18 protein-coding genes are annotated in these 17,655 nt (G+C 71.3%); 10 read left to right on the forward strand and 8 right to left on the reverse strand.

Annotated features, from left to right (window positions below; translation table 11 throughout):
* Positions 1 to 51 precede the first annotated feature (51 nt).
* Positions 52 to 825 (reverse strand): helix-turn-helix domain-containing protein, encoded by a 774-nt coding sequence (locus ACIQMJ_RS31960; RefSeq protein ID WP_499764839.1) that lies wholly within the window; start codon positions 823 to 825, stop codon positions 52 to 54.
* Positions 826 to 1,921: 1,096 nt separating this feature from the next.
* Here ACIQMJ_RS31960 and ACIQMJ_RS31965 point away from each other — a divergent pair.
* The 3 genes from ACIQMJ_RS31965 to ACIQMJ_RS31975 all read left to right on the forward strand — a co-directional run bounded on the left by ACIQMJ_RS31965 (position 1,922) and on the right by ACIQMJ_RS31975 (position 4,760).
* Positions 1,922 to 2,581 (forward strand): winged helix-turn-helix transcriptional regulator, encoded by a 660-nt coding sequence (locus ACIQMJ_RS31965; protein ID WP_499764710.1) that lies wholly within the window; start codon positions 1,922 to 1,924, stop codon positions 2,579 to 2,581.
* 396 nt (positions 2,582 to 2,977) lie between these two features.
* The gene (locus tag ACIQMJ_RS31970) at positions 2,978 to 3,535 is read left to right on the forward strand and encodes a hypothetical protein (protein ID WP_499764711.1); all 558 of its coding nucleotides are present in this window, start codon (positions 2,978 to 2,980) and stop codon (positions 3,533 to 3,535) included.
* Positions 3,536 to 3,539: 4 nt separating this feature from the next.
* A complete protein-coding gene (locus tag ACIQMJ_RS31975; RefSeq protein ID WP_499764712.1) occupies positions 3,540 to 4,760 on the forward strand; it encodes a DUF6239 family natural product biosynthesis protein in 1,221 nt (406 codons plus the stop codon).
* Between the two features lie 10 nt (positions 4,761 to 4,770).
* Here ACIQMJ_RS31975 and ACIQMJ_RS31980 read toward each other — a convergent pair whose 3' ends face one another.
* The gene (locus tag ACIQMJ_RS31980) at positions 4,771 to 5,196 is read right to left on the reverse strand and encodes a hypothetical protein (protein WP_499764713.1); all 426 of its coding nucleotides are present in this window, start codon (positions 5,194 to 5,196) and stop codon (positions 4,771 to 4,773) included.
* A gap of 383 nt (positions 5,197 to 5,579) precedes the next feature.
* Here ACIQMJ_RS31980 and ACIQMJ_RS31985 point away from each other — a divergent pair, with 383 nt between their 5' ends.
* Positions 5,580 to 5,918 (forward strand): VOC family protein, encoded by a 339-nt coding sequence (locus tag ACIQMJ_RS31985; protein ID WP_499764714.1) that lies wholly within the window; start codon positions 5,580 to 5,582, stop codon positions 5,916 to 5,918.
* A gap of 171 nt (positions 5,919 to 6,089) precedes the next feature.
* On the opposite strand, the gene ACIQMJ_RS31990 is transcribed toward ACIQMJ_RS31985, so the two are convergent.
* The 5 genes from ACIQMJ_RS31990 to ACIQMJ_RS32010 all read right to left on the reverse strand — a co-directional run bounded on the left by ACIQMJ_RS31990 (position 6,090) and on the right by ACIQMJ_RS32010 (position 9,772).
* Entirely contained in the window at positions 6,090 to 6,506 is a 417-nt protein-coding gene (locus ACIQMJ_RS31990) for an RbsD/FucU family protein (protein WP_499764715.1), read from the reverse strand.
* A gap of 5 nt (positions 6,507 to 6,511) precedes the next feature.
* Positions 6,512 to 7,972 carry a family 43 glycosylhydrolase gene (locus ACIQMJ_RS31995; RefSeq protein ID WP_499764716.1) on the reverse strand — a complete coding sequence of 487 codons (1,461 nt, stop codon included), beginning with the start codon at positions 7,970 to 7,972 and terminating at the stop codon, positions 6,512 to 6,514.
* Positions 7,973 to 8,266: 294 nt separating this feature from the next.
* Positions 8,267 to 8,830 (reverse strand): YdeI/OmpD-associated family protein, encoded by a 564-nt coding sequence (locus ACIQMJ_RS32000; protein WP_499764717.1) that lies wholly within the window; start codon positions 8,828 to 8,830, stop codon positions 8,267 to 8,269.
* Positions 8,831 to 8,876: 46 nt separating this feature from the next.
* Positions 8,877 to 9,164 (reverse strand): hypothetical protein, encoded by a 288-nt coding sequence (locus tag ACIQMJ_RS32005; RefSeq protein ID WP_499764718.1) that lies wholly within the window; start codon positions 9,162 to 9,164, stop codon positions 8,877 to 8,879.
* A gap of 41 nt (positions 9,165 to 9,205) precedes the next feature.
* On the reverse strand, positions 9,206 to 9,772 hold the full coding sequence (locus tag ACIQMJ_RS32010) for a CGNR zinc finger domain-containing protein (RefSeq protein WP_499764719.1): 567 nt from the start codon (positions 9,770 to 9,772) through the stop codon (positions 9,206 to 9,208).
* Between the two features lie 127 nt (positions 9,773 to 9,899).
* On the opposite strand from ACIQMJ_RS32010, the gene ACIQMJ_RS32015 reads away from it, so the two are divergent.
* The 6 genes from ACIQMJ_RS32015 to ACIQMJ_RS32040 all read left to right on the forward strand — a co-directional run bounded on the left by ACIQMJ_RS32015 (position 9,900) and on the right by ACIQMJ_RS32040 (position 15,884).
* The gene (locus tag ACIQMJ_RS32015; protein ID WP_499764720.1) at positions 9,900 to 10,757 is read left to right on the forward strand and encodes an alpha/beta fold hydrolase; all 858 of its coding nucleotides are present in this window, start codon (positions 9,900 to 9,902) and stop codon (positions 10,755 to 10,757) included.
* 312 nt (positions 10,758 to 11,069) lie between these two features.
* Positions 11,070 to 12,041 (forward strand): arabinan endo-1,5-alpha-L-arabinosidase, encoded by a 972-nt coding sequence (locus ACIQMJ_RS32020; RefSeq protein WP_499764721.1) that lies wholly within the window; start codon positions 11,070 to 11,072, stop codon positions 12,039 to 12,041.
* Positions 12,042 to 12,254: 213 nt separating this feature from the next.
* Positions 12,255 to 13,496: an ABC transporter substrate-binding protein gene (locus ACIQMJ_RS32025; RefSeq protein WP_499764722.1), complete on the forward strand. Its 1,242-nt coding sequence runs from the start codon at positions 12,255 to 12,257 to the stop codon at positions 13,494 to 13,496.
* Positions 13,493 to 14,464 carry a carbohydrate ABC transporter permease gene (locus ACIQMJ_RS32030; protein WP_499764723.1) on the forward strand — a complete coding sequence of 324 codons (972 nt, stop codon included), beginning with the start codon at positions 13,493 to 13,495 and terminating at the stop codon, positions 14,462 to 14,464. Before ACIQMJ_RS32025 ends, ACIQMJ_RS32030 begins: the two co-directional genes overlap by 4 nt.
* Positions 14,461 to 15,297, forward strand: a complete 837-nt coding sequence (locus ACIQMJ_RS32035; protein ID WP_499764724.1) for a carbohydrate ABC transporter permease — start codon at positions 14,461 to 14,463, stop codon at positions 15,295 to 15,297. Before ACIQMJ_RS32030 ends, ACIQMJ_RS32035 begins: the two co-directional genes overlap by 4 nt.
* Positions 15,294 to 15,884, forward strand: coding sequence for a hypothetical protein (locus ACIQMJ_RS32040; protein WP_499764725.1), 591 nt, complete (start codon positions 15,294 to 15,296; stop codon positions 15,882 to 15,884). The genes ACIQMJ_RS32035 and ACIQMJ_RS32040 overlap by 4 nt, the downstream gene beginning before the upstream one ends.
* Positions 15,885 to 16,641: 757 nt before the next feature.
* Here ACIQMJ_RS32040 and ACIQMJ_RS32045 read toward each other — a convergent pair.
* The gene (locus ACIQMJ_RS32045) at positions 16,642 to 17,628 is read right to left on the reverse strand and encodes a LacI family DNA-binding transcriptional regulator (RefSeq protein ID WP_499764726.1); all 987 of its coding nucleotides are present in this window, start codon (positions 17,626 to 17,628) and stop codon (positions 16,642 to 16,644) included.
* Positions 17,629 to 17,655: the final 27 nt, after the last annotated feature.

Genomic DNA, 17,655 nt, shown 5'->3' on the forward strand with positions numbered 1-17,655 from the left:
GGCGCTGCTCGTCCGGCCAGGACGGCGGGTCCTCGATGCGGTGCCCCGCGGTCAGCTGGCCGCGCCGGCGTCCAGTGCCACGGTGCGGATGTACGGCAGCGCGAGCAGGACCGGCGGGTCCAGCGTGCCGATCGGGCGCAGGCTCAGGTCGATGTCCTTGACCTGCGCGCCCGCCCGCACCGGCACCGGGCCGAACGCCGCCACGTTGAGCTCCTGGTCCTGCGCGAACGGTCCCCTGCCGAGCATCGACTCCCGCCCCAGTGCCACGGAGTGGGCCAGCAGGTGCCACGTGCCGGGCGGCACGTTGGTGAGCACGTACGGTCCGGGCCGGTGGAGCATGGAGCAGCGGACCGGTTCCCCCTGCGGGATCCGGTCCGGGAACAGGCCCAGGAAGATGATGCCGGGCGCACCCCCCAGAGGTGCGTAGATCTCACCCTGCACGGTGGACGTGCGCAGGTCGGAACTCCGCCGGGCCACCGGGATCGGCGGGGTCAGTCCCCCCAGTTGCCGGTACGCCGTCGGCGAGACGCCGACGCTGCTGCGGAACCTCGAGCTGAACGTGCCGACGCTCGTGTACCCGACCCGGTGGCTGATGTCCGTCACCGCCAACGAGGTGCACACGAGCAACCGTTTGGCCTCTTGTAGCCGGATGGCGGCCAGGAATCGACCCGGTGACACACCGGTAACCCGTTGAAAAGCTCGCGAGAAGTGGAACTTGCTGTACATGGCTGTCCGAGCCATGTCATCTATCGTGAACTGTTCACCGAGATTCTCGTGCATGAAGTCGATGACCCGGCCTACCGCCCGTTCTATTACGTCCTCCACTACGACCCCCATTCGCAGATGAAGAAAGCTCCAACCCGCCGACCGGCACGCCGGCCGGACCATCGAGCGGCGATGAAACCGGCGCGACGTCGCGCCGCGGCCCCCAGTGAAACCTCCAGTGACCCCAGTACACCCGATTTTCGCAAGCTACCAGGGCGCAACAACCTGCGCAAGGAGCGCAGATGACCTCAGTACACACATCCCATGATCACGCCCACCTCCTTCCGGTGATCTTGCGCGCGGTGCGCGGTCGCCATTTCCGACGACCGTTGAACACATATTCGGTCACCCGAGGACGTTATTGATGCGCCTTTCGGGTGATATCGACGGTGACCGCACCCCGGGCAAGTCGGCGCAGGTACGGGCCGGGTACGCGGGAACGCCGGGACCGGGGCCGGCTTATCGACCCGCGCCCCGAGTCCGTTTTCCGCCGGTTTACGGCAATCACGACGATGTCCCGTCGACCGCCGCCCGGGACACCGGATCAACCCGCCGCACCACCGGCGACCGCTATTCCGACACCCCCGGCCCCCGGCCCGACGACCGCGTCCGACCAATTGCGCGAAGAATGGCGGACGGCCCCGCGCGCCCGGCCGGCGTCCGCCCACTCCGGACGGGAGCACGTCGGAGGTCGTGGCGCGGCAAGGCACATCGAGCGCACGTCCGCCACGCCGGACCGGACAGCACCCCGGGCACGACGGCGGGCGAGCGGGCGACAGACGCACGGTCCGATGTGGACCGGGCAGCACGACGCGCCCGGCGGGGCGAGAGCCCGTCGGGTGCGGTCGAGCCGCGCGGGTGGGCCGGTGTCGGCCCACCCGCGCGGGGAGGCGGTCGCTCAGTCCGCGGAGGACGGGCGGGCCGCCTGCGCGTTCCGCTCGAGCGGGCTGGGGGTCCCGCCGGGGAGTCGGAGCGCGGCTTCGGCACGGAGCACGGCCCCCGCGGTGGTGCGCGGCGGCGTTACCCGACAGGTCGCGGTCACCGGCACCCCCCGGATCTCGGTCCGCGTTCGACCTCCCAAGCTACCGGGGCTTGGTCCTAACAAGCAACCAACCAGTGTGAAATCCGTATTCGAGTGCGAACCTAGACTGGCGTCGTGACGACCAGGCGGAGGTACGACGACGCGTGCGCCGCGGCCCACGCCCTCGACCTCGTCGGCGAGCGCTGGGCGCTGCTCGTCGTCCGCGAGCTGCTGTTCGGCCCGAAGCGGTTCACCGACCTGCGCACCGGGCTGCCCGGTGCGAGCCCCAACGTGCTGTCGCAGCGCCTGCGCGAGCTGGACGCGGCGGGCGTCCTGCGCCGCCGGCGGATCCCCCCGCCCGCCGCCGCGTGGGTGTACGAGCTGACCCCGTGGGGCCACGGGCTCGAACCGGTCGTCACCGCGCTGGGCCGGTGGGGCGCGCAGGCGCCGGGAGCCCTCGGCGAGGGCCCGATCAGCGTCGACTCGATGATGCTGGCCCTGCGCTCGCTGTACGACCCGGAGCGGGCCGCCGGGCTGGCGGCCGACGTGGTGGTGAGCCTGGGCGAGGACGGGTTCCGCGCCACCGTGACCCCGGCGGGCCTGCGGTTGGCGCGGGAGGTGGTCGACCGGCCGGACGTGGTGATCCACACCGACACGGTGACGCTGCACGGAGTCATCTGCGGTCGGCGCACCAAGGAGGAGGTCCTCGCCGCCGGGGACCTGGTGGTGGCCGGCGACGAAGCCGTGGCGCTGCGCTTCCTGACGTTGTTCCCCTTCCCCGAGCCGGTGGCGTAGCGCCGCGCGTCGCTACGGGATCCCGTTCGGGGCCGCACTCGGCGTGCTGCCGCGTGATCACATTTTCTTGATCAGCTTTTCCACACACCCATAGCACACCGGTCCCGGTGTCCGCTTATCCCGGATTGCGGTCTTTTCCTTTCCGACCAAGACGGCAATCGGACGGCGTTCCGCGACCGCAAGCGGGAAGAGGAAGAACACATCGGAACGCGCTACGGTCGACCGTGCGGACGCCCGCGCGGGCATCGACGGCGGACACCGTGCCGACACGTGGACGAGTCCCCTTCTCCATCATTGCGTTCTCCGCACCGCGGCGTACTCGGCGCGCCTGAAACCCGATATCGTCGCCGGTCACGGGAATTCGACCCGAACGAGGCCGGCGCAGCAGGAGGAAGCATGGTCGACACTCATGCGCACACCCACTCGGTGGGCGGACCGCTCAACACCGTTCGGCACAAGCCGGCCCTCTTCGCGTTCACGTTGATCGTCCTCGCGCACTGGGCCGAGCACATCACCCAGGCGGTGCAGATCTACGCCCTGGGCTGGCCGGTGCCCCAGGCCAAGGGCGTGTTGGGCCTGTGGTTCCCGTGGTTGGTCACGTCCGAGGTCATGCACTACGGGTACGCGCTGGTCATGCTCGTGTTCCTCTTCGCCCTGCGCAAGGGGTTCGTCGGCCGGTCGAAGACGTGGTGGACGATCGCGCTCGGCCTCCAGTTCTGGCACCACGTCGAGCACCTGCTGCTGATCATCCAGGCGTCGGCGGGGACGAACCTGCTCGGCAAGCCGGCGCCGACGAGCATCATCCAGCTGATCATCCCGCGGGTGGAGCTGCACCTGTTCTACAACTCGGTGGTGTTCATCCCGATGGTCGTCGCGATGGTGCTGCACATGCGCCCGACGGCGCAGGAGCGCGCGGAGATGCACTGCACGTGCGCGGTCGGCGCGCCGGCCTGAACCCGTGCACAACCACGGCGCCGTCGGCCTGCCGCTCGGCTTCACCCTCCTCCGGCTGATCCTGCTCGGCGCGGTGACGGTGGCGGCGGGCTGGGCGCTGGTCCGGCCGTGCGCGCCCGCCGCGTCGGGTGCGGTGACGCGCCGGGTGGTCACCGGGGCGGCCGGGATCGGCGGTGTCGTGGTGCTGCTCATCGCGGAGGCGACGTGGATGCCGCCGCTCGCCGCGGTGGCGTTGATCGGCCTGCTGGCCGTGCCGCCGGCGCTGCGCCGCGAGCGACCGGTGCCGGCCGCGGTCGTGGTGGCGGTCGCCGTCCTCGCGACGGGGGCCGCCGGCGCGTGGTTCTCCGGGCCGCCGTCGTCGTTCGCCTACATCGCGTTGATGGCGGCGTTCGTCGGGGTGTCGTGGCTGGCGTTGTGCCCGCCGACCGCGCTGGTGCGCGTCGTCGGGGCCGCGCTGGGGGTGACCCTCCTGGCGGGCCTGGGCCAGGTCACCATCGCCGGGCAGCTCACCACCCCGGCCGCGGGCGACCCGCTGCTGACCCGCGTGGCGCTGGCCGGCGGCGCGGTGGATTTGCTCGTGGTGCCGCACATGCCCGGTTGGAACGTCGTGCACACCACCGACGTCCCGCTGTCGGTGGGCAACGCGCCGAACGCGCTCGTGCCCGCCGTGCCGCGTGCCGGCGCGACCGGCCGGTGGGCGTTGGTGTGGCTGGCCGAGGGCCGCGGCGACCTGTGGCTGGAACGGGACGGCTCGCGCACCACCATCCCGGTGGACACCGGCGACGTGGCGTGGACCGGGCCGGACGTCCGCGGGCCGGAAGGGCCGGACTACGCGTCGGCGGTGCTGGCGGCGAAGCTGGCCGGCCGGCGCGGCGACCTGCCGTGGCCCGCGCTGGGCGGGGCCGACGCGGCGGCGCTGCGCGCCGAGGTCGCGGCGATCGGGGGGCCGTTCTCGGTCGTGGCGGACGACTCGCGACGCGCGGCCGAGGCGGTGCGGGTCGTGCGCGCGGAGGCCGAGCGGCTCGGCTACGCGGTCACACCCGGGTCGCCGGAAGTCTTCGTGCTGGGCGGAACCCCGCCACCGGGCGCGCGACACCACCCCGCGCCGTGGCTCGCCCCGCCGGACCTCACGACGCCCGAGGCGCGCCGGTACGCGGAGACCCTGTCGGCCGCCTTCCCCGGTGCGACGCCGTCCCGCTCCGGCCTCGCCGCCTGGTCCGGCTGACGCCCCTCGCCTACCGGGTCGGCACGCGCACGACCACCATGCCGTCCGACAGCCACGCGTCGATCCGCTCGACGTCCACCGCGGCGGGCACGGTCACGCAGTAGTAGTAAGTGCACGGGGAGTCGGCCGGGCGCACGGTGATCCCGACCCGGTCGCGCCGGATCGGCGTGCCGTCGGGCCGCAGGTCCAGGTCGCGCACCTCCACCCGCACGTCGCGCGGGCGCACGTCCTCGATCAGCGTGGCGAAGAAGTAGGCTTGCTCGGTCACCGCGACGTCGACCAGCACGGGCCGCTCGTCCGCTGTCGCCAGGTCCCAGTCCTGGCCGAGGTTGCGGCCGATCCGGTCCCACCACACGTCCATCTCCGGCACCGGGTCCGCGCCCGGCCCGGGGTCCGCGCCGGGGTCCCGGCGTCGGACTGTCAACCGCTCGACCACGACGCCACCTTTCCGTTTGCCGGGCTGTTCGAGTGGGAAGTACCCGTGTTCAGCGACCTTCATGCTGGGTCGATCGGGTGAACCCGTGCCGCTGGGTGACGGCGTCCCGGGGCGGTGGTGGTTGCGCCGAACGCGCACGGGTACTCCACGCGTTCTGGAGGGCACGTTGCGCGGCAACCGCCCGAGCCGGGCCGAGGAGTGGCGGGACCCCGAGCCGCCCGCGGACGACGACGTGACCGTGCCCGGCATCGACCGACCTCGGCGAGCCGGAGCCGGTACAATCCTTTGTGGACAGTGCGGGACCTTGTTCGTCCTTACTGAATCCGCCTCGTGCGGCGGTCGGATCGTTGACCGCCGCACGAGGCGTCGTTAGCGTCGATCGCGTGACTGCTGAGCGCATCGCCCCCGTTGTCCCGACAGACGACCTCGCCGGCGCGGTCGAGCGGTGGTCGGCGCTGCTCGGCGTGGCGCCGACGTTCGTCGACGGCGACCGCTGGGCGCAGTTCGACGTGGCGGGCGGGCGGCTGGCCCTGTCCGGCGCGGACCGCGTGCACGACGGCCCGGCGGTGCTGGTGAAGGTGCCCGACCTGGACGAGGCCCGGTCCCGCGCCGAGGCGCTCGGGTTCGTGGTCGGCGAGATCACCGCGGGACCGCACGAGCGGCGTTGCGTCGCCGTGGACCCGGACGGCTGCGCCGCGATCCTGCACGGCCCGCTGCGGTGACGCGAGGTCGGCACAGTGGCCCGACGACCGCGCGAGCCGAGGTCTGCTCCGCCTTGCGGTAGCGGGGAAGACGGGCCTGACCGCGGCCTGGCTGTCCACGCCGGAGGCGTGCCGCCAGGTCCGGTCTCCGACCCGCGCGCACGCCGGCACGCGCGGGTCGGAGACCGGGGTTCAGGCGACGAAACCGACGGTCAGCAGCACGTTCGCGTAGAGCCGGCCGTCGCCGGTGGCCACGCACACCGCCAGTTCCGGTGCGCGGCAGGCCGCGTAGAAGTCCTGGCGCGCCAGCGGTTGCAGCGGCAGGTCGGGGCCGAGCAGGCGCTCGTAGTCCGCCCACACCTCCGGCGTGCCCAGGTCGTCCGGCCGCATGGTGTGCACGGCCTCCACCGGGATCGCCGACAACACCGGCTCCAGCACCTCGTCGACGGTGACGAGGCCGGGGCGCAGGTTGAGGTGGATCACCTCGGCCCGGTGGTGGACGTTGGTCCGGTGCGCGTAGTTGGAGTCCGCGATCAGGACCTTCGACCCGTGGCCCGCCACGGCCAGGGCGTGCAGCAGCGGCGGGTGGATCAGGGGGTAGCGCAGCACTGGGGTCACTCCAGGATGAACGTGGCGTCGGCTCGTGCGACGGAATCGGGTGTGGTGGTGAGGTTGACGTAGGTTCCGTTGTGGCGGATGTACTGGCCGGGGAAGTTGGTGGACTCGAACGACACGCCGGAGCCGGACGCCAGGCCGGCGCGCCGGAAGAACGACGCGTCGGCGCGGAACGTCGCGCTGCCGTCGTTGCGCTCCACCCACAGCTCGTAGTTGCGGTGCCGCAGGTAGTAGCCCGGGAAGTTGGTCGACTCCAACGACACCGTGCCGCTGCCGTTCAGTCCCGTGACGACGCGGAACTGCGAGTCCGCCAGCGGGGCGACGTTCGCCTCGACGCGGCCGCGGTACTCCCAGTGCCGGATGAACCGGTCCGGGTAGTTGTACGACTTGAGCCGCACGGGCGTGACGCCGTCGGCGACCGGGATGCCGAGGTTCGGCGTGCCGTCGGCGTTCCAGTAGACCTTCTGCACGCGGGTGCGCCGGTTCGGGTCGCGCAGCGGGTCGCCGGAGATGTCGCGGTAGTTGCGGTCGTGGTAGACGAGGATGTCGCTCTGGCCGTCCTCGGAGACGGTGAACGAGTTGTGCCCCGGCCCGTACTGGCCGGTGGCGGCGTTGCTCTCGAACACCGGGTTCGCGCTCTTGGTCCACGACGACGGGTTGAGCAGGTCGGCCGACGCCGACGCGGTCAGCATGCCGAGGCAGTAGTTCGCGTCGGTGGCGCTGGCCGAGTAGGTGAGGAAGACCCGGCCGTTGCGCTGGATCACCGTCGGCCCCTCGGCGACCTTCACGCCGCCGCGCGTCTCCCACGCCGACGTCGGCACCGTCAACCTGGCGACCGTGCCCGTGATGCTCCACGGGGTGGAGCCCATGCGGGCGAGGTAGAGGTTGGAGTTCGTGGCGATGCCCGGCTCGGCCTGCGCCCAGGTCAGGTACCTCACCCCGTTGACCACGAAGGTCGACATGTCCAGGGAGAAGCTGTCCCACGGCACGTTGACCTTGCCCCGCTCGGTCCACGTGCCGGTGAGCGGGTTGGCGCTGCTGTTCTCCAGCACGTACGGGCGGATCCGCCAGATGTCGTCGGTCCGCCCGGCGGCGAAGTAGACGTACCACTTGCCGTCGATGAAGTGGATCTCCGGCGCCCAGATGTGCGCGCCCATCTCCCCCGACGAGTGCTTGCGCCAGATCACCGACTCCGCGGCGCTCGCCAGGCCCTGGATCGTGGTGGCGCGGCGCAGCACGATCCGGTCGTACTCCGGCGCGGTCGCGGTGAAGTAGTAGTAGCCGTCGGTGTGCTTGAAGATGTGCGGGTCCGCCCGCTGGTTCGCCAGCGGGTTCGTGTACTGCACGGCGGGTGAAGCCTGCGCGGCCGGGGTCACCACCAGGCCCGCGAGCGCGGTCACGGCGGCCACCGCGACCACCGCCAACCTGCGGGGTATCCACCGGGGAACGGCACTGTCCATCGGTTCCACTCCATCGTGGCATCGGGGTATGCGGCGACTGTTAACGCTAACAGCGCAGGTCGGCCCGCCTCAATACCCAGTTGCGAGACGATGGGAGGCCGTTTCCGGGCGGAACCGAGTTCCACCCCACCGCCGCTCCGGGAACCGGCCGGACGTGCGGGGAAATCATCGAGCGGCCCTGGTGTTAGCGATAACAATGCGCTACTTTCTCCGGCACACCGCCCCCAGAGCTTGCCGGATGCGTGGACGCGCCTCTCCCCCGTCCGCGCATCCGGCGTCCACCCGACCGGTGTCTCAGCTCGCCAGGTCGGCGATCATCCGGCTCAGCCGGGCGGCGCGCGCGGCGGGAGTCCGGGCCTTCATCAGCCGCAGGAGCAGCGCGTACCGCCCCGTCCGGTCCAGCCGCTCGAACCGGGCCCGCGCGCGGTCGTCACCCGCCAGGGTCTCGGCCAGGTCGGGCGGCACGGTGGCGTCGCGCTGCCGCTCGTAGGCCGCGTCCCAGCGGCCGTCGGCCCTGGCGGCCTCGATGGCGGCGAAGCCGGCGGCGCGCATCCGCCCGGCGGCGATCAGCGCCTCTGCCTTCTCGACGTTCACCCGCGACCACGACCCGCCCGGCCGGCGCGGCGAGTACCGCTGGAGGTAGTGGTCGGCGTCGAGGCCCTTGCGGTGACTGTCGATCCACCCGGAGCACAGGGCGACGTCGAGGGCTTCCGCGAGGGTGACCGAGGTCTTCCCCGAGCCCTTCTTGGCGATCTTGAGCCAGACACCGCCGCCTTCGCCGTGGTGGTCGGCCAGCCACGACTCCCACTCGGCGGCGTCGGCGAGGTCGAGGACCGGGGTGTCCGTGGTGTCGTCCACGTCCCCATGGTGCGGTGCGAAAGTGCGCACCGAGTGAGCACTTTGCTCAGGTTCCGGACTCACGCCGTTCCGCCATGGTGTCCGGCGCGGACTCCGGGACCTCCGTGCGCACGTCGGAGTCGCGCAACACCTCGCGCGCCTGCGCCTCGGGGTCGGCGCTGCCCGTCCCCTGCTCCTCGGGCAGCAGGTTCGCCCTGGTCCGCGCGCGGCGGTCGACGTCGTTGCGCCGGTCGAACACCTCCGGCCGGTCGAGGTCGTGCTCGCGCCTGATGCGCTCCTCCTCGGCGGCCGACAGCTCGGTCGCGCCGAGGTCCAGCGGTTCCTGGTGCGTCATGGTTCTGCCATACCCCGTCGGCCGCCGGTTGACGCGTGCGGTCAGGGGGTGGCGCGGACCCGGCTGTGGTGCCGGCGGGCCTTGAGGCGGTTGCCGCAGGCGGTCATCGAGCACCACAGCCGCCGGCCCGTGCGCGAGACGTCCTGGAAGTGCAGGACGCACTCCGGGTTCGCGCACTTGCGCAGGCGGTCCGGGGTCGCCTCGCGCAGGGCCGTGAAGTCCCGCAGGCACGCCCAGGCCGCGCGCCACCCCGGGTCGGGGACGTCGTCGTGCTCGACCCGGCCGCGCTCGTCGACCGCCAGCCGCACGCGCCCGTGGTCCAGCAGGGCGTTCAGGGCGGTGTGGTCGGCCGGGTCCGCGATCACGGCGGCCACCGCGGCGCGGGCCTCGCGCAACGGCTGCCGCGGCACGGGTCGGGCCGCGGGCAGCTCCCGGTCGACGAGCCAGGCCGCGGTCAGGTCGTCGTGGTCGAGCAGGTCGTAGGCGACGCCGGCGGTGATCCACCGGGTGTTCAGCAGGTCGATGCCCAGGGGCTGGTCGGCCAGGGGGCGCCTGGGGAAACCCCGGGCCAGCAACGCGCCGGTCACGGCGTCATCGGCACCGAGCACCGCCCACCTCCACGTCTAACCGTTGAGAGTCGCTTGACAGGTTAACACGCGGCCTGCTTACCTGTGCCCGCCACCTAACTGGTCATGTCGCTTTTAAAGGTTAGATACTTCGAGTCAGGAGCAGTCGATGACCTCGTACCGGTACGCCGACATCCGCGGGCAGCGCGTCTTCTACCGGGAGGCGGGCCACGCCGACGCCCCCGCCCTGGTGCTGCTGCACGGTTTTCCCACCAGCTCGCACATGTTCCGCGAGCTGATCCCCCGGCTCGCCGACCGCTACCGCGTGATCGCGCCGGACCACGTCGGCTTCGGCCACAGCGCCGCGCCGTCGGTGGACGAGTTCGACTACACGTTCGACGCGCTCACCGACATCACGCTCGGACTGCTGGACCACCTCGGCGTGCGGCGGCACGCGCTGTACATCCAGGACTACGGCGCACCCATCGGCCTCAAGATCGCGTCACGCCACCCCGAGCGCGTCACGGCGATCATCACGCAGTCCGGCAACGCCTACACCGAAGGCTTCACACCGTTCTGGGAGCCGCTGTTCGCCTACGCGACCGACCCCGGTCCCGACACCGAACCCGCGGTGCGCGCCCTGCTCACCCCGGACGCGACGCGCTGGCAGTACACCCACGGCGTCGAGGACCCGAGCCGGATCAGCCCGGACACGTGGGCTCACGACCAGGCCCTGCTCGACCGGCCCGGCAACGCCGAGGTGCAACTGGCCCTGTTCCGCGACTACCGCAACAACCTCGACGCCTACCCGGAGTTCCAGCGGTACTTCCGGGAGACGCGCGTGCCGCTGCTCGCGGTGTGGGGGCGGCACGACGAGATCTTCGGCCCGGACGGCGCGCTGGCCTACCGGCGCGACCTGCCCGACGCGGAGATCCACCTGCTCGACGCGGGCCACTTCGCGCTGGAGGACCGGCTCGACACCATCACGGGCTACATCCGAGGCTTCCTCGGGCGCGTCCTGAGCTGACCAGGTGGGCTGTGAGCGCTAACAGCCATCGTCGTTCCAGGTTCCCGGCCTGCCTGTTAGCGATAACAGGCAGGTCTTGCCCGATTCCGCGCGCCTGCGCTACGGTGCCGAGGCGCGCTCCCAGTCCGGCCCCTCGGCCCAGGACCGGAGGCGCGTCACGAATCCTGCTCGCAAGGAGGCGAAGCACGGGTCCCCGCAGCGCGTCCGCTGCCGGGTCGCGACGCCGAAGCCTCCGCTCCCCGCTCCGCCGCCGGTCCACTCAGGACACCCACGCCGCCGCGTCCCGTCCACCGAGAGATCAACGAGGAAACCGTGGCTGCATCGAGGAAACGCGCTCTCGCCACCCTTTTCGCCGCGCTGGCCATGACCGGCGTGTCCGTGGTCGCCGCGCCCCAGGCGTCGGCCTACCCGGGACCGGGCGTCGTCACCGGCGACATCCGGGTGCACGACCCCAGCGTCGTCAAGCGACCGGACGGCAGTTACCTGGTCGCGCACACCGCGGACGGCATCGGCCTGAAGACCTCCACCGACCGCACCGCGTTCCGCAACGCGGGCGCGGCCTTCCCCAACGGCGCCTCCTGGACCACCACGTACACCAACGGCAGCCGCAACCTGTGGGCGCCGGACATCTCCTACCGCAACGGCCAGTACTACATGTACTACTCGGCCTCCACGTTCGGCTCCAACCGGTCGGCGATCTTCCTGGCCACCAGCTCCAGCGGCAACTCCGGCACGTGGACCAACCGGGGCCTGGTCATCGAGTCGCGCACCAGCGACAACTTCAACGCCATCGACCCCGACCTCGTCGTGGACGACCAGGGCCGCTGGTGGCTGAGCTTCGGCTCGTTCTGGTCCGGCATCAAGATGATCGCGCTCAACCCGTCCACCGGCCTGCGCTCGGACTCCACGATCCGCTCCATCGCCGGCCGCAACGGCGGCGCCATCGAGGCACCGAACATCGTCAAGCGCGGCAACTACTACTACCTGTTCGTCTCGTTCGACCGCTGCTGCCAGGGCGCCGCGAGCACCTACCGCGTCATGGTGGGCCGCTCCACCAGCGTCACCGGCCCTTACGTCGACCGCAACGGCACGGCGATGACCTCCGGCGGCGGCACCGAGATCCTGGCGGGCCAGGGCAGCATCCACGGTCCGGGCCACCAGGACGTGTTCTCGGACGTGGACAGCGACATCCTGGTCTACCACTACTACGGTGATGACGGTGCGTCCCGATTGGGCATCAACCTGCTCGCGTTCGACTCCGCGGGCTGGCCGTACGTGCGTTGAGCGACGACCGGCGCCCCGTCCCCGCCCACCGCGAGCAGCGGTGGGCGGGGACGGCGGCCGACCAGCGGCCGCACGGCCGCCAAAGTGGGCATTGACGTTGGCGCACCCTGCTCGTAGCCTCCCGGAAAGCGCTTTCCCCTCTGCACCGCGCGTCCGTCACGGCGCGGTCGAGACCGGAGGAACCGAATGGGTGCCCTGAAACGTTTCAGAGTCTTGGCGACGTCCCTGGTCGCGCTGCTGGCTGTCGCGTGCGGCAGCGGCGGTGGCGGCGGCGACGAGACCCAGGCCGGTCCCGCCACGCTGCGGTTCTCGTGGTGGGGGAACGCCGAGCGCGCCGAGTTGATGCAGAAGGCGATCGACCTGTTCCAGAGCAAGAACCCGGACATCAAGGTCACGCCGAGCTTCCAGGAGTTCGAGGCGTACTGGCAGAAGATGGCCACCGAGACGGCGGGCGGCAACGCGCCCGACGTGCTCCAGATGGACTTCGCCTACATCCGCGAGTACGCCGACCGCAACGCGCTCTACGACCTGAAGAAGCAGGAGGGCAAGAACCTCGAACTCGGGGACCTGCTCACCGGCCTCAAGGGCGCGGGCGAGATCGACGGCAAGCTGTACGGCGTGCCCACCGGCGGCAACACCTGGGGCTACATCTACAGCCCCGCGCTGTTCGCGCAGGCCGGCGTCGAGGAGCCGAAGGAGGGCTGGACCTGGGACGACTACCGCGACGCCGTCAAGACGATCGCGGAGAAGACCGGGGTGTCCGGCGGCGGCAACTACGTCGGCAGCTACTACAACCTGGAGCTCCAGCTGCGCCAGGAGGGCAAGCTGCTCTACACCGAGGACGGCGAGCTCGGCTTCGACAAGGCGCGGCTGAAGGAGTTCATGCAGGAGGGCAAGGACCTGGCGGACGCCAAGACCGTGCTGCCGATCGAGAAGGGCGTGCAGATCAAGCCCGCGCACGCGCTCGAGCAGAACCTGGTCGCGGGCGACCTCGGGTGGGACAACTTCATGGCCCGCTACGCCAAGGGCAACCCGGGTCTGAAGCTGGGGCCGGTGCCGACCGACAAGTCGGGCACCTCCGGGCAGTACCTCAAGCCGTCGATGCTGCTGAGCGTGTCGCAGAAGACCGAGCACCCGGCGGCGGCGGCCAAGCTGGTGTCGTTCATGGTCAACGACCCGGAGGTCGGCAAGATCTTCGGCGCGAACCGGGGCCTGCCGCCGACGAACGCGCAGCGCGCCGCGGCGCAGCTCGAAGGGCCGCTGGCCGCCGTGGCGGCGTACGAGGACGAGCTGAAGGACGAGTTCGGCAAGACGCCTCCCGCGCCGCCGAAGGGCGCCGGCACGTTGGAGCAGGCGTTCATCCGGATCACCGAGGAACTGCAGTACGGCCGCATCTCCGTGGACGAGGCGGTCGAGCAGTTCTTCACCGAGGCCGAAGAGACCCTCGGGTCGTGAGCCGGGCGACGATCGCGCCGGACCGGCGCGCCGACGTCGCCGTCGACGGGGGGCCGGGTCCGCGCAAGCGGGCCCGCCTGCCCGGTGACGGCCTGGCGGGCTACCTGTTCCTGTCGCCGTGGATCATCGGGATCGTCCTGCTGACCCTCGGGCCGATGGCGACCTCGCTGTACCTCTCGTTCACCGACTACGACCTGTTCAACACGCCGACGTGGATCGGCCTGGAGAACTACCAGCGGATGTTCACCGACGCGCGGTGGCTGCGGTCGGTCCAGGTGACGGCGATCTACGTGGCGCTGGCCGTGCCGATCAAGCTGGTCGCCGCGCTGGGCGTGGCGATGCTGCTCAACAGCAAGCGGGCGGGCCAGGGCTTCTACCGGGCGGCGTTCTACGGGCCGTCGCTCATCGGCGGCAGCGTCGGCGTCGCGATCGTGTGGAAGATGATGTTCAGCGACGACTCGGTGGTCGACCAGCTGCTGCTGCGGTTCGGCATCGACACCGGCGGCTGGGCGGGCAACCCCGACTTCTCGCTGATGATGCTGGTGCTGCTGGCCACGTGGCAGCTCGGCGCGCCGATGGTGATCTTCCTGGCGGGGCTGAAGCAGGTGCCGCGGGAGCTGTACGAGGCGGCGGAGGTCGACGGCGCGAGCCGGGCGCGGCGGTTCTGGTCGATCACGCTGCCGATGATCTCGCCGGTGCTGTTCTTCAACCTGCTGCTGGAGACGATCAACGCGTTCCAGGTGTTCACGTCGGCGTACGTGGTGGGCGGGCCGAACGGGCAGCCCGCGGGCAGCACGTTGTTCTACACGATCTACCTGTTCGACCGGGGCTTCGGCGACTACCGGATGGGCTACGCGTCGGCGATGGCGTGGATGCTGCTGCTGGGCGTCGGCCTGGTCACCGTGTTCCTGTTCCGCACCGCACGGGGGTGGGTCTTCTACTCCGGGGACTCGGGGGACAAACGATGAAGCGGCCGTTGACCAGGGTGCTCTGGCACGTGGGCGTGCTGGCGCTGCTCGCGATCGTGCTGTACCCGATCGTGTGGGTGGCGGCGGCGACGTTCAAGCCGTCCGAGGGGATCGTGGGCAGCCTGCAACTGCTGCCGACCGCGCCGACGCTCGCGAACTACGAGCGGGTGTTCGAGGGCGTGGTCGGCGTCGGCGTGGGCCGGTTCTTCTGGAACTCAACCGTGCTGGCGGTGCTGTCGGTGGTGGGCACGGTCGCGTCGTCGGCGCTGGCGGCCTACGCGTTCGCCCGCCTGCGGTTCCGCGGTCGGACGGTGCTGTTCGCGATCATGATCGCGACGCTGCTGCTGCCGTTCCACGTGCTGATCATCCCGCAGTACGTGGTGTTCCAGAACCTGGACCTGGTCGACACCTACGTGCCGCTGCTGGCGGGCAAGTTCCTGGCGTCGGAGGCGTTCTTCGTGTTCCTGATCGTGCAGTTCATCCGGCAGCTGCCGCGGGAGCTGGACGAGTCGGCCAAGATCGACGGGGCCGGGCACTGGACGGTGTTCTGGCACATCATCCTGCCGCTGTGCCGGCCGGCGCTGATCACGACGGCGATCTTCACGTTCATCTGGAGCTGGAACGACTTCTTCGGGCCGTTGATCTACCTGAGCACGCCGGACAAGTACCCCTTGCCGTTGGCGCTGCAGTTGTTCATCGACGAGACATCGGGGTCGGACTTCGGGGCGTTGATGGCGATGTCGATGCTGGCGCTGGTGCCGGTGATCCTGTTCTTCCTGTTCTTCCAGCGGTTCCTGGTGGAGGGCGTGTCGACGTCGGGGTTGAAGGGGTGAAGTCCGGGGTCGAGGGGATGAAGCGCTTCGCGTTGTTCGGCGAGTGCCTGATGGCGGGGCTGCTGGTGCTGCTGGCGGCCCTGCCGGTGGTGACCCTGGTGCCGGCTCTGGCGGCCGGGTGCGCGCACATCAAGGCTCACGTCGACGGGGAGACCACGTCGGTGCGGGCGTTCTTCGGGCGGGTGCGCGCGGCGTTGCCGGGCGGGTGGGTCGTGTCTGTGGGTGTGGTCGCCGGGTTCGCCGTGCTGGTGGTGGACGTGGTGTTCCTGCGGACGCGGGTGGCGGGTGGCGGGTACGTGGCCGTGGTGTGCTCGGTGGCGGCGGTCGCGCTGGCGGTCGTGGTCCTTCGTGCTGCTGCTTCGTGGTCGCCCGGGATGCGCTGGGCTTCGGTGGTGCGCGAGGGTGCGCGCCGGGCAACACGGGACTTCGCGGGCTCTCTGCTCTTGGTCATGTCCCTTGCCGTGATGCTGATCGTGACCTGGCAACTCCCGCCGCTCCTGCTGCCGATGGCCGGGTGCGTCCTGATGGCCGCCGTCGCCATCGACCGCCGTCACCACACATTCGCCGAAACCCCGATCTCCCGCTAACATCCCTTCGCTGACCTGCACTAACTGTTCGATCTCCGGTGCCACCAATGGGTGAACTTGAAGGGAGCCATTCCGCAAAACGCCGTTATCATCGCCGTCGAACGTCGGTTGAAACAACGAGGCCGGCAACCAACCCCCGCCCTACCCTCCCTCCTCCACTCCCCCACAACTGCGAGGGCCGACACCCACCCCGACCGCCAAACCACCGCCCCTCGCCCCCGCCCCCCGCCCCCGCCCTCCCAGCCCCCGCCCTCCCAGCCCCCGCCCTCCGAATCCCTCGCCCTCCAAGCCCTCCCCGCACAGCCGCCCGAACACCGACCCGGACCCATGCGTGAAGCCCGGGCAAGCGCTGCGCCCGAGCATGCTGGGCCCGAGCACGGAGCCGCACCGACCGTCGGGCCAGGGTCGAGCCCCGCCGGGCGTCGAGCGGGGGTGAAGTCCCGAGTCGTGGTTGAGCGTCGAGCGGGAGTTGAGCGTCGAGCCGGGGCAAGGCGCTGCCGAGCCGATCACCGGGCAGCCCTCGTCCGGCCGGCAGCCGTCCACCACGTGACAGCCTTCGACCGCTCGACAGCCACCCATGACGCGAAGGCCGTCCGCCACTCGCGTCCGTGACCACACGTGCCGAGACGGTCATCGCTCACGACCGGTCGGCACGCGGCCTGGTCACGTGGACTTGGCCGGCCCTCGGCGTGGGCGCCGGACGGAGGTTGGCCGTCACCCGGATCGGCCGCCGGGCGGAACTTCGACCGGCGGCCGGTCAGGCGCTGTCCCGCAGCACGAGCGTGGAGGGGAAGAAGGTCAGCGGGGCCGTTGGGCGGCGGTCGAGGATGGTGGTGGTGGCGCCGGTTGCGATGGCTTCGACCGGGTTGGTGGTCGTGGTGAGGGTGGGGTGGCTGAGGGCGGCGAAGGTGATGTCGTCGAAGCCGGCTACGGCGACGTCGCCGGGGACCTGGACGCCGGTGCGGCGGAGGGCGTCCAAGGCGCCCAGGGCCGAGAGGTCGCCCAGCGCGAAGATCGCGTCGGTGTCCGGCCAGCGGGTGATGATGTGGGTGGCGGCGGCGTCGCCCCGGGTGGCGGTGAAGTCGCCGGGGACGTGGCGTGGTGGGATGCCGGCTTCGGTGGTCGCGCGGTGGTAGGCGGTCAGGGCTCGGTGGGTGCAGGGGAGCCACTCGGGGCCGGTGATCATGGCGATGCGGCGGCGGCCGGCGGTGAGCAGGTGGTGGAGGACGTTGGTGGTGCCGGTGGCGTTGTCCACGTCGAAGGACGGCACGTCGCGGGAGCCGACGCCGATCGCGGCGACCCGGTGGCGGGCGGTGCGGGGGACGGTGGCCAGGACGGCCGGGGTCGGGTTGACCACGATGATGCCGCTGATGTCTCGGTTCTCGGTCAGGCGGGCCAGTTCGGCCGGATCGTGCAGGGGCAGCCAGTGCAGGGACACGCCGACCTCGCGCGACGCGGCGGCGGTGGCGGTGGCGGCGGTGACGCGAGCTGCGTAGGGGTCGTTCAGGACGTGGGCGGTGTGGCCGGCGACGGCGACGGCGACGCGGGTGCCGCTGCGGGTGGCCAGGGCACGGGCGGCGGGGTTGGGCTGGTAGCCCAGGGCGCGGGCGGCGGCGGCGACTTTGTCCCGTGTGGAGGGTGCGGCGGGGCCGCGGGAGGTCAGGGCGCGGGACGCGGTGGCGAGGGAGACGCCGGCGCGGCGGGCGACGTCGGCCAGGGTCGCGTCACGGCGGGGTTCGACCACGGTGGTGAGTCTGCCGGCTCCGGTCCC

Source organism: Actinosynnema sp. NPDC091369, assembly GCF_044757065.1.
In the GTDB taxonomy this organism is placed as follows: domain Bacteria; phylum Actinomycetota; class Actinomycetes; order Mycobacteriales; family Pseudonocardiaceae; genus Actinosynnema.

Bases quoted from the DNA above. Each gene is read 5' to 3' on its own strand.
- ACIQMJ_RS32015 (WP_499764720.1), top strand. From the start codon at position 9,900: ATGACCTCGTACCGGTACGCCGACATCCGCGGGCAGCGCGTCTTCTAC.
- ACIQMJ_RS32005 (WP_499764718.1), bottom strand. From the start codon at position 9,164: ATGACGCACCAGGAACCGCTGGACCTCGGCGCGACCGAGCTGTCGGCC.
- ACIQMJ_RS32035 (WP_499764724.1), top strand. From the start codon at position 14,461: ATGAAGCGGCCGTTGACCAGGGTGCTCTGGCACGTGGGCGTGCTGGCG.
- ACIQMJ_RS31995 (WP_499764716.1), bottom strand. From the start codon at position 7,972: ATGGACAGTGCCGTTCCCCGGTGGATACCCCGCAGGTTGGCGGTGGTC.
- ACIQMJ_RS31970 (WP_499764711.1), top strand. From the start codon at position 2,978: ATGGTCGACACTCATGCGCACACCCACTCGGTGGGCGGACCGCTCAAC.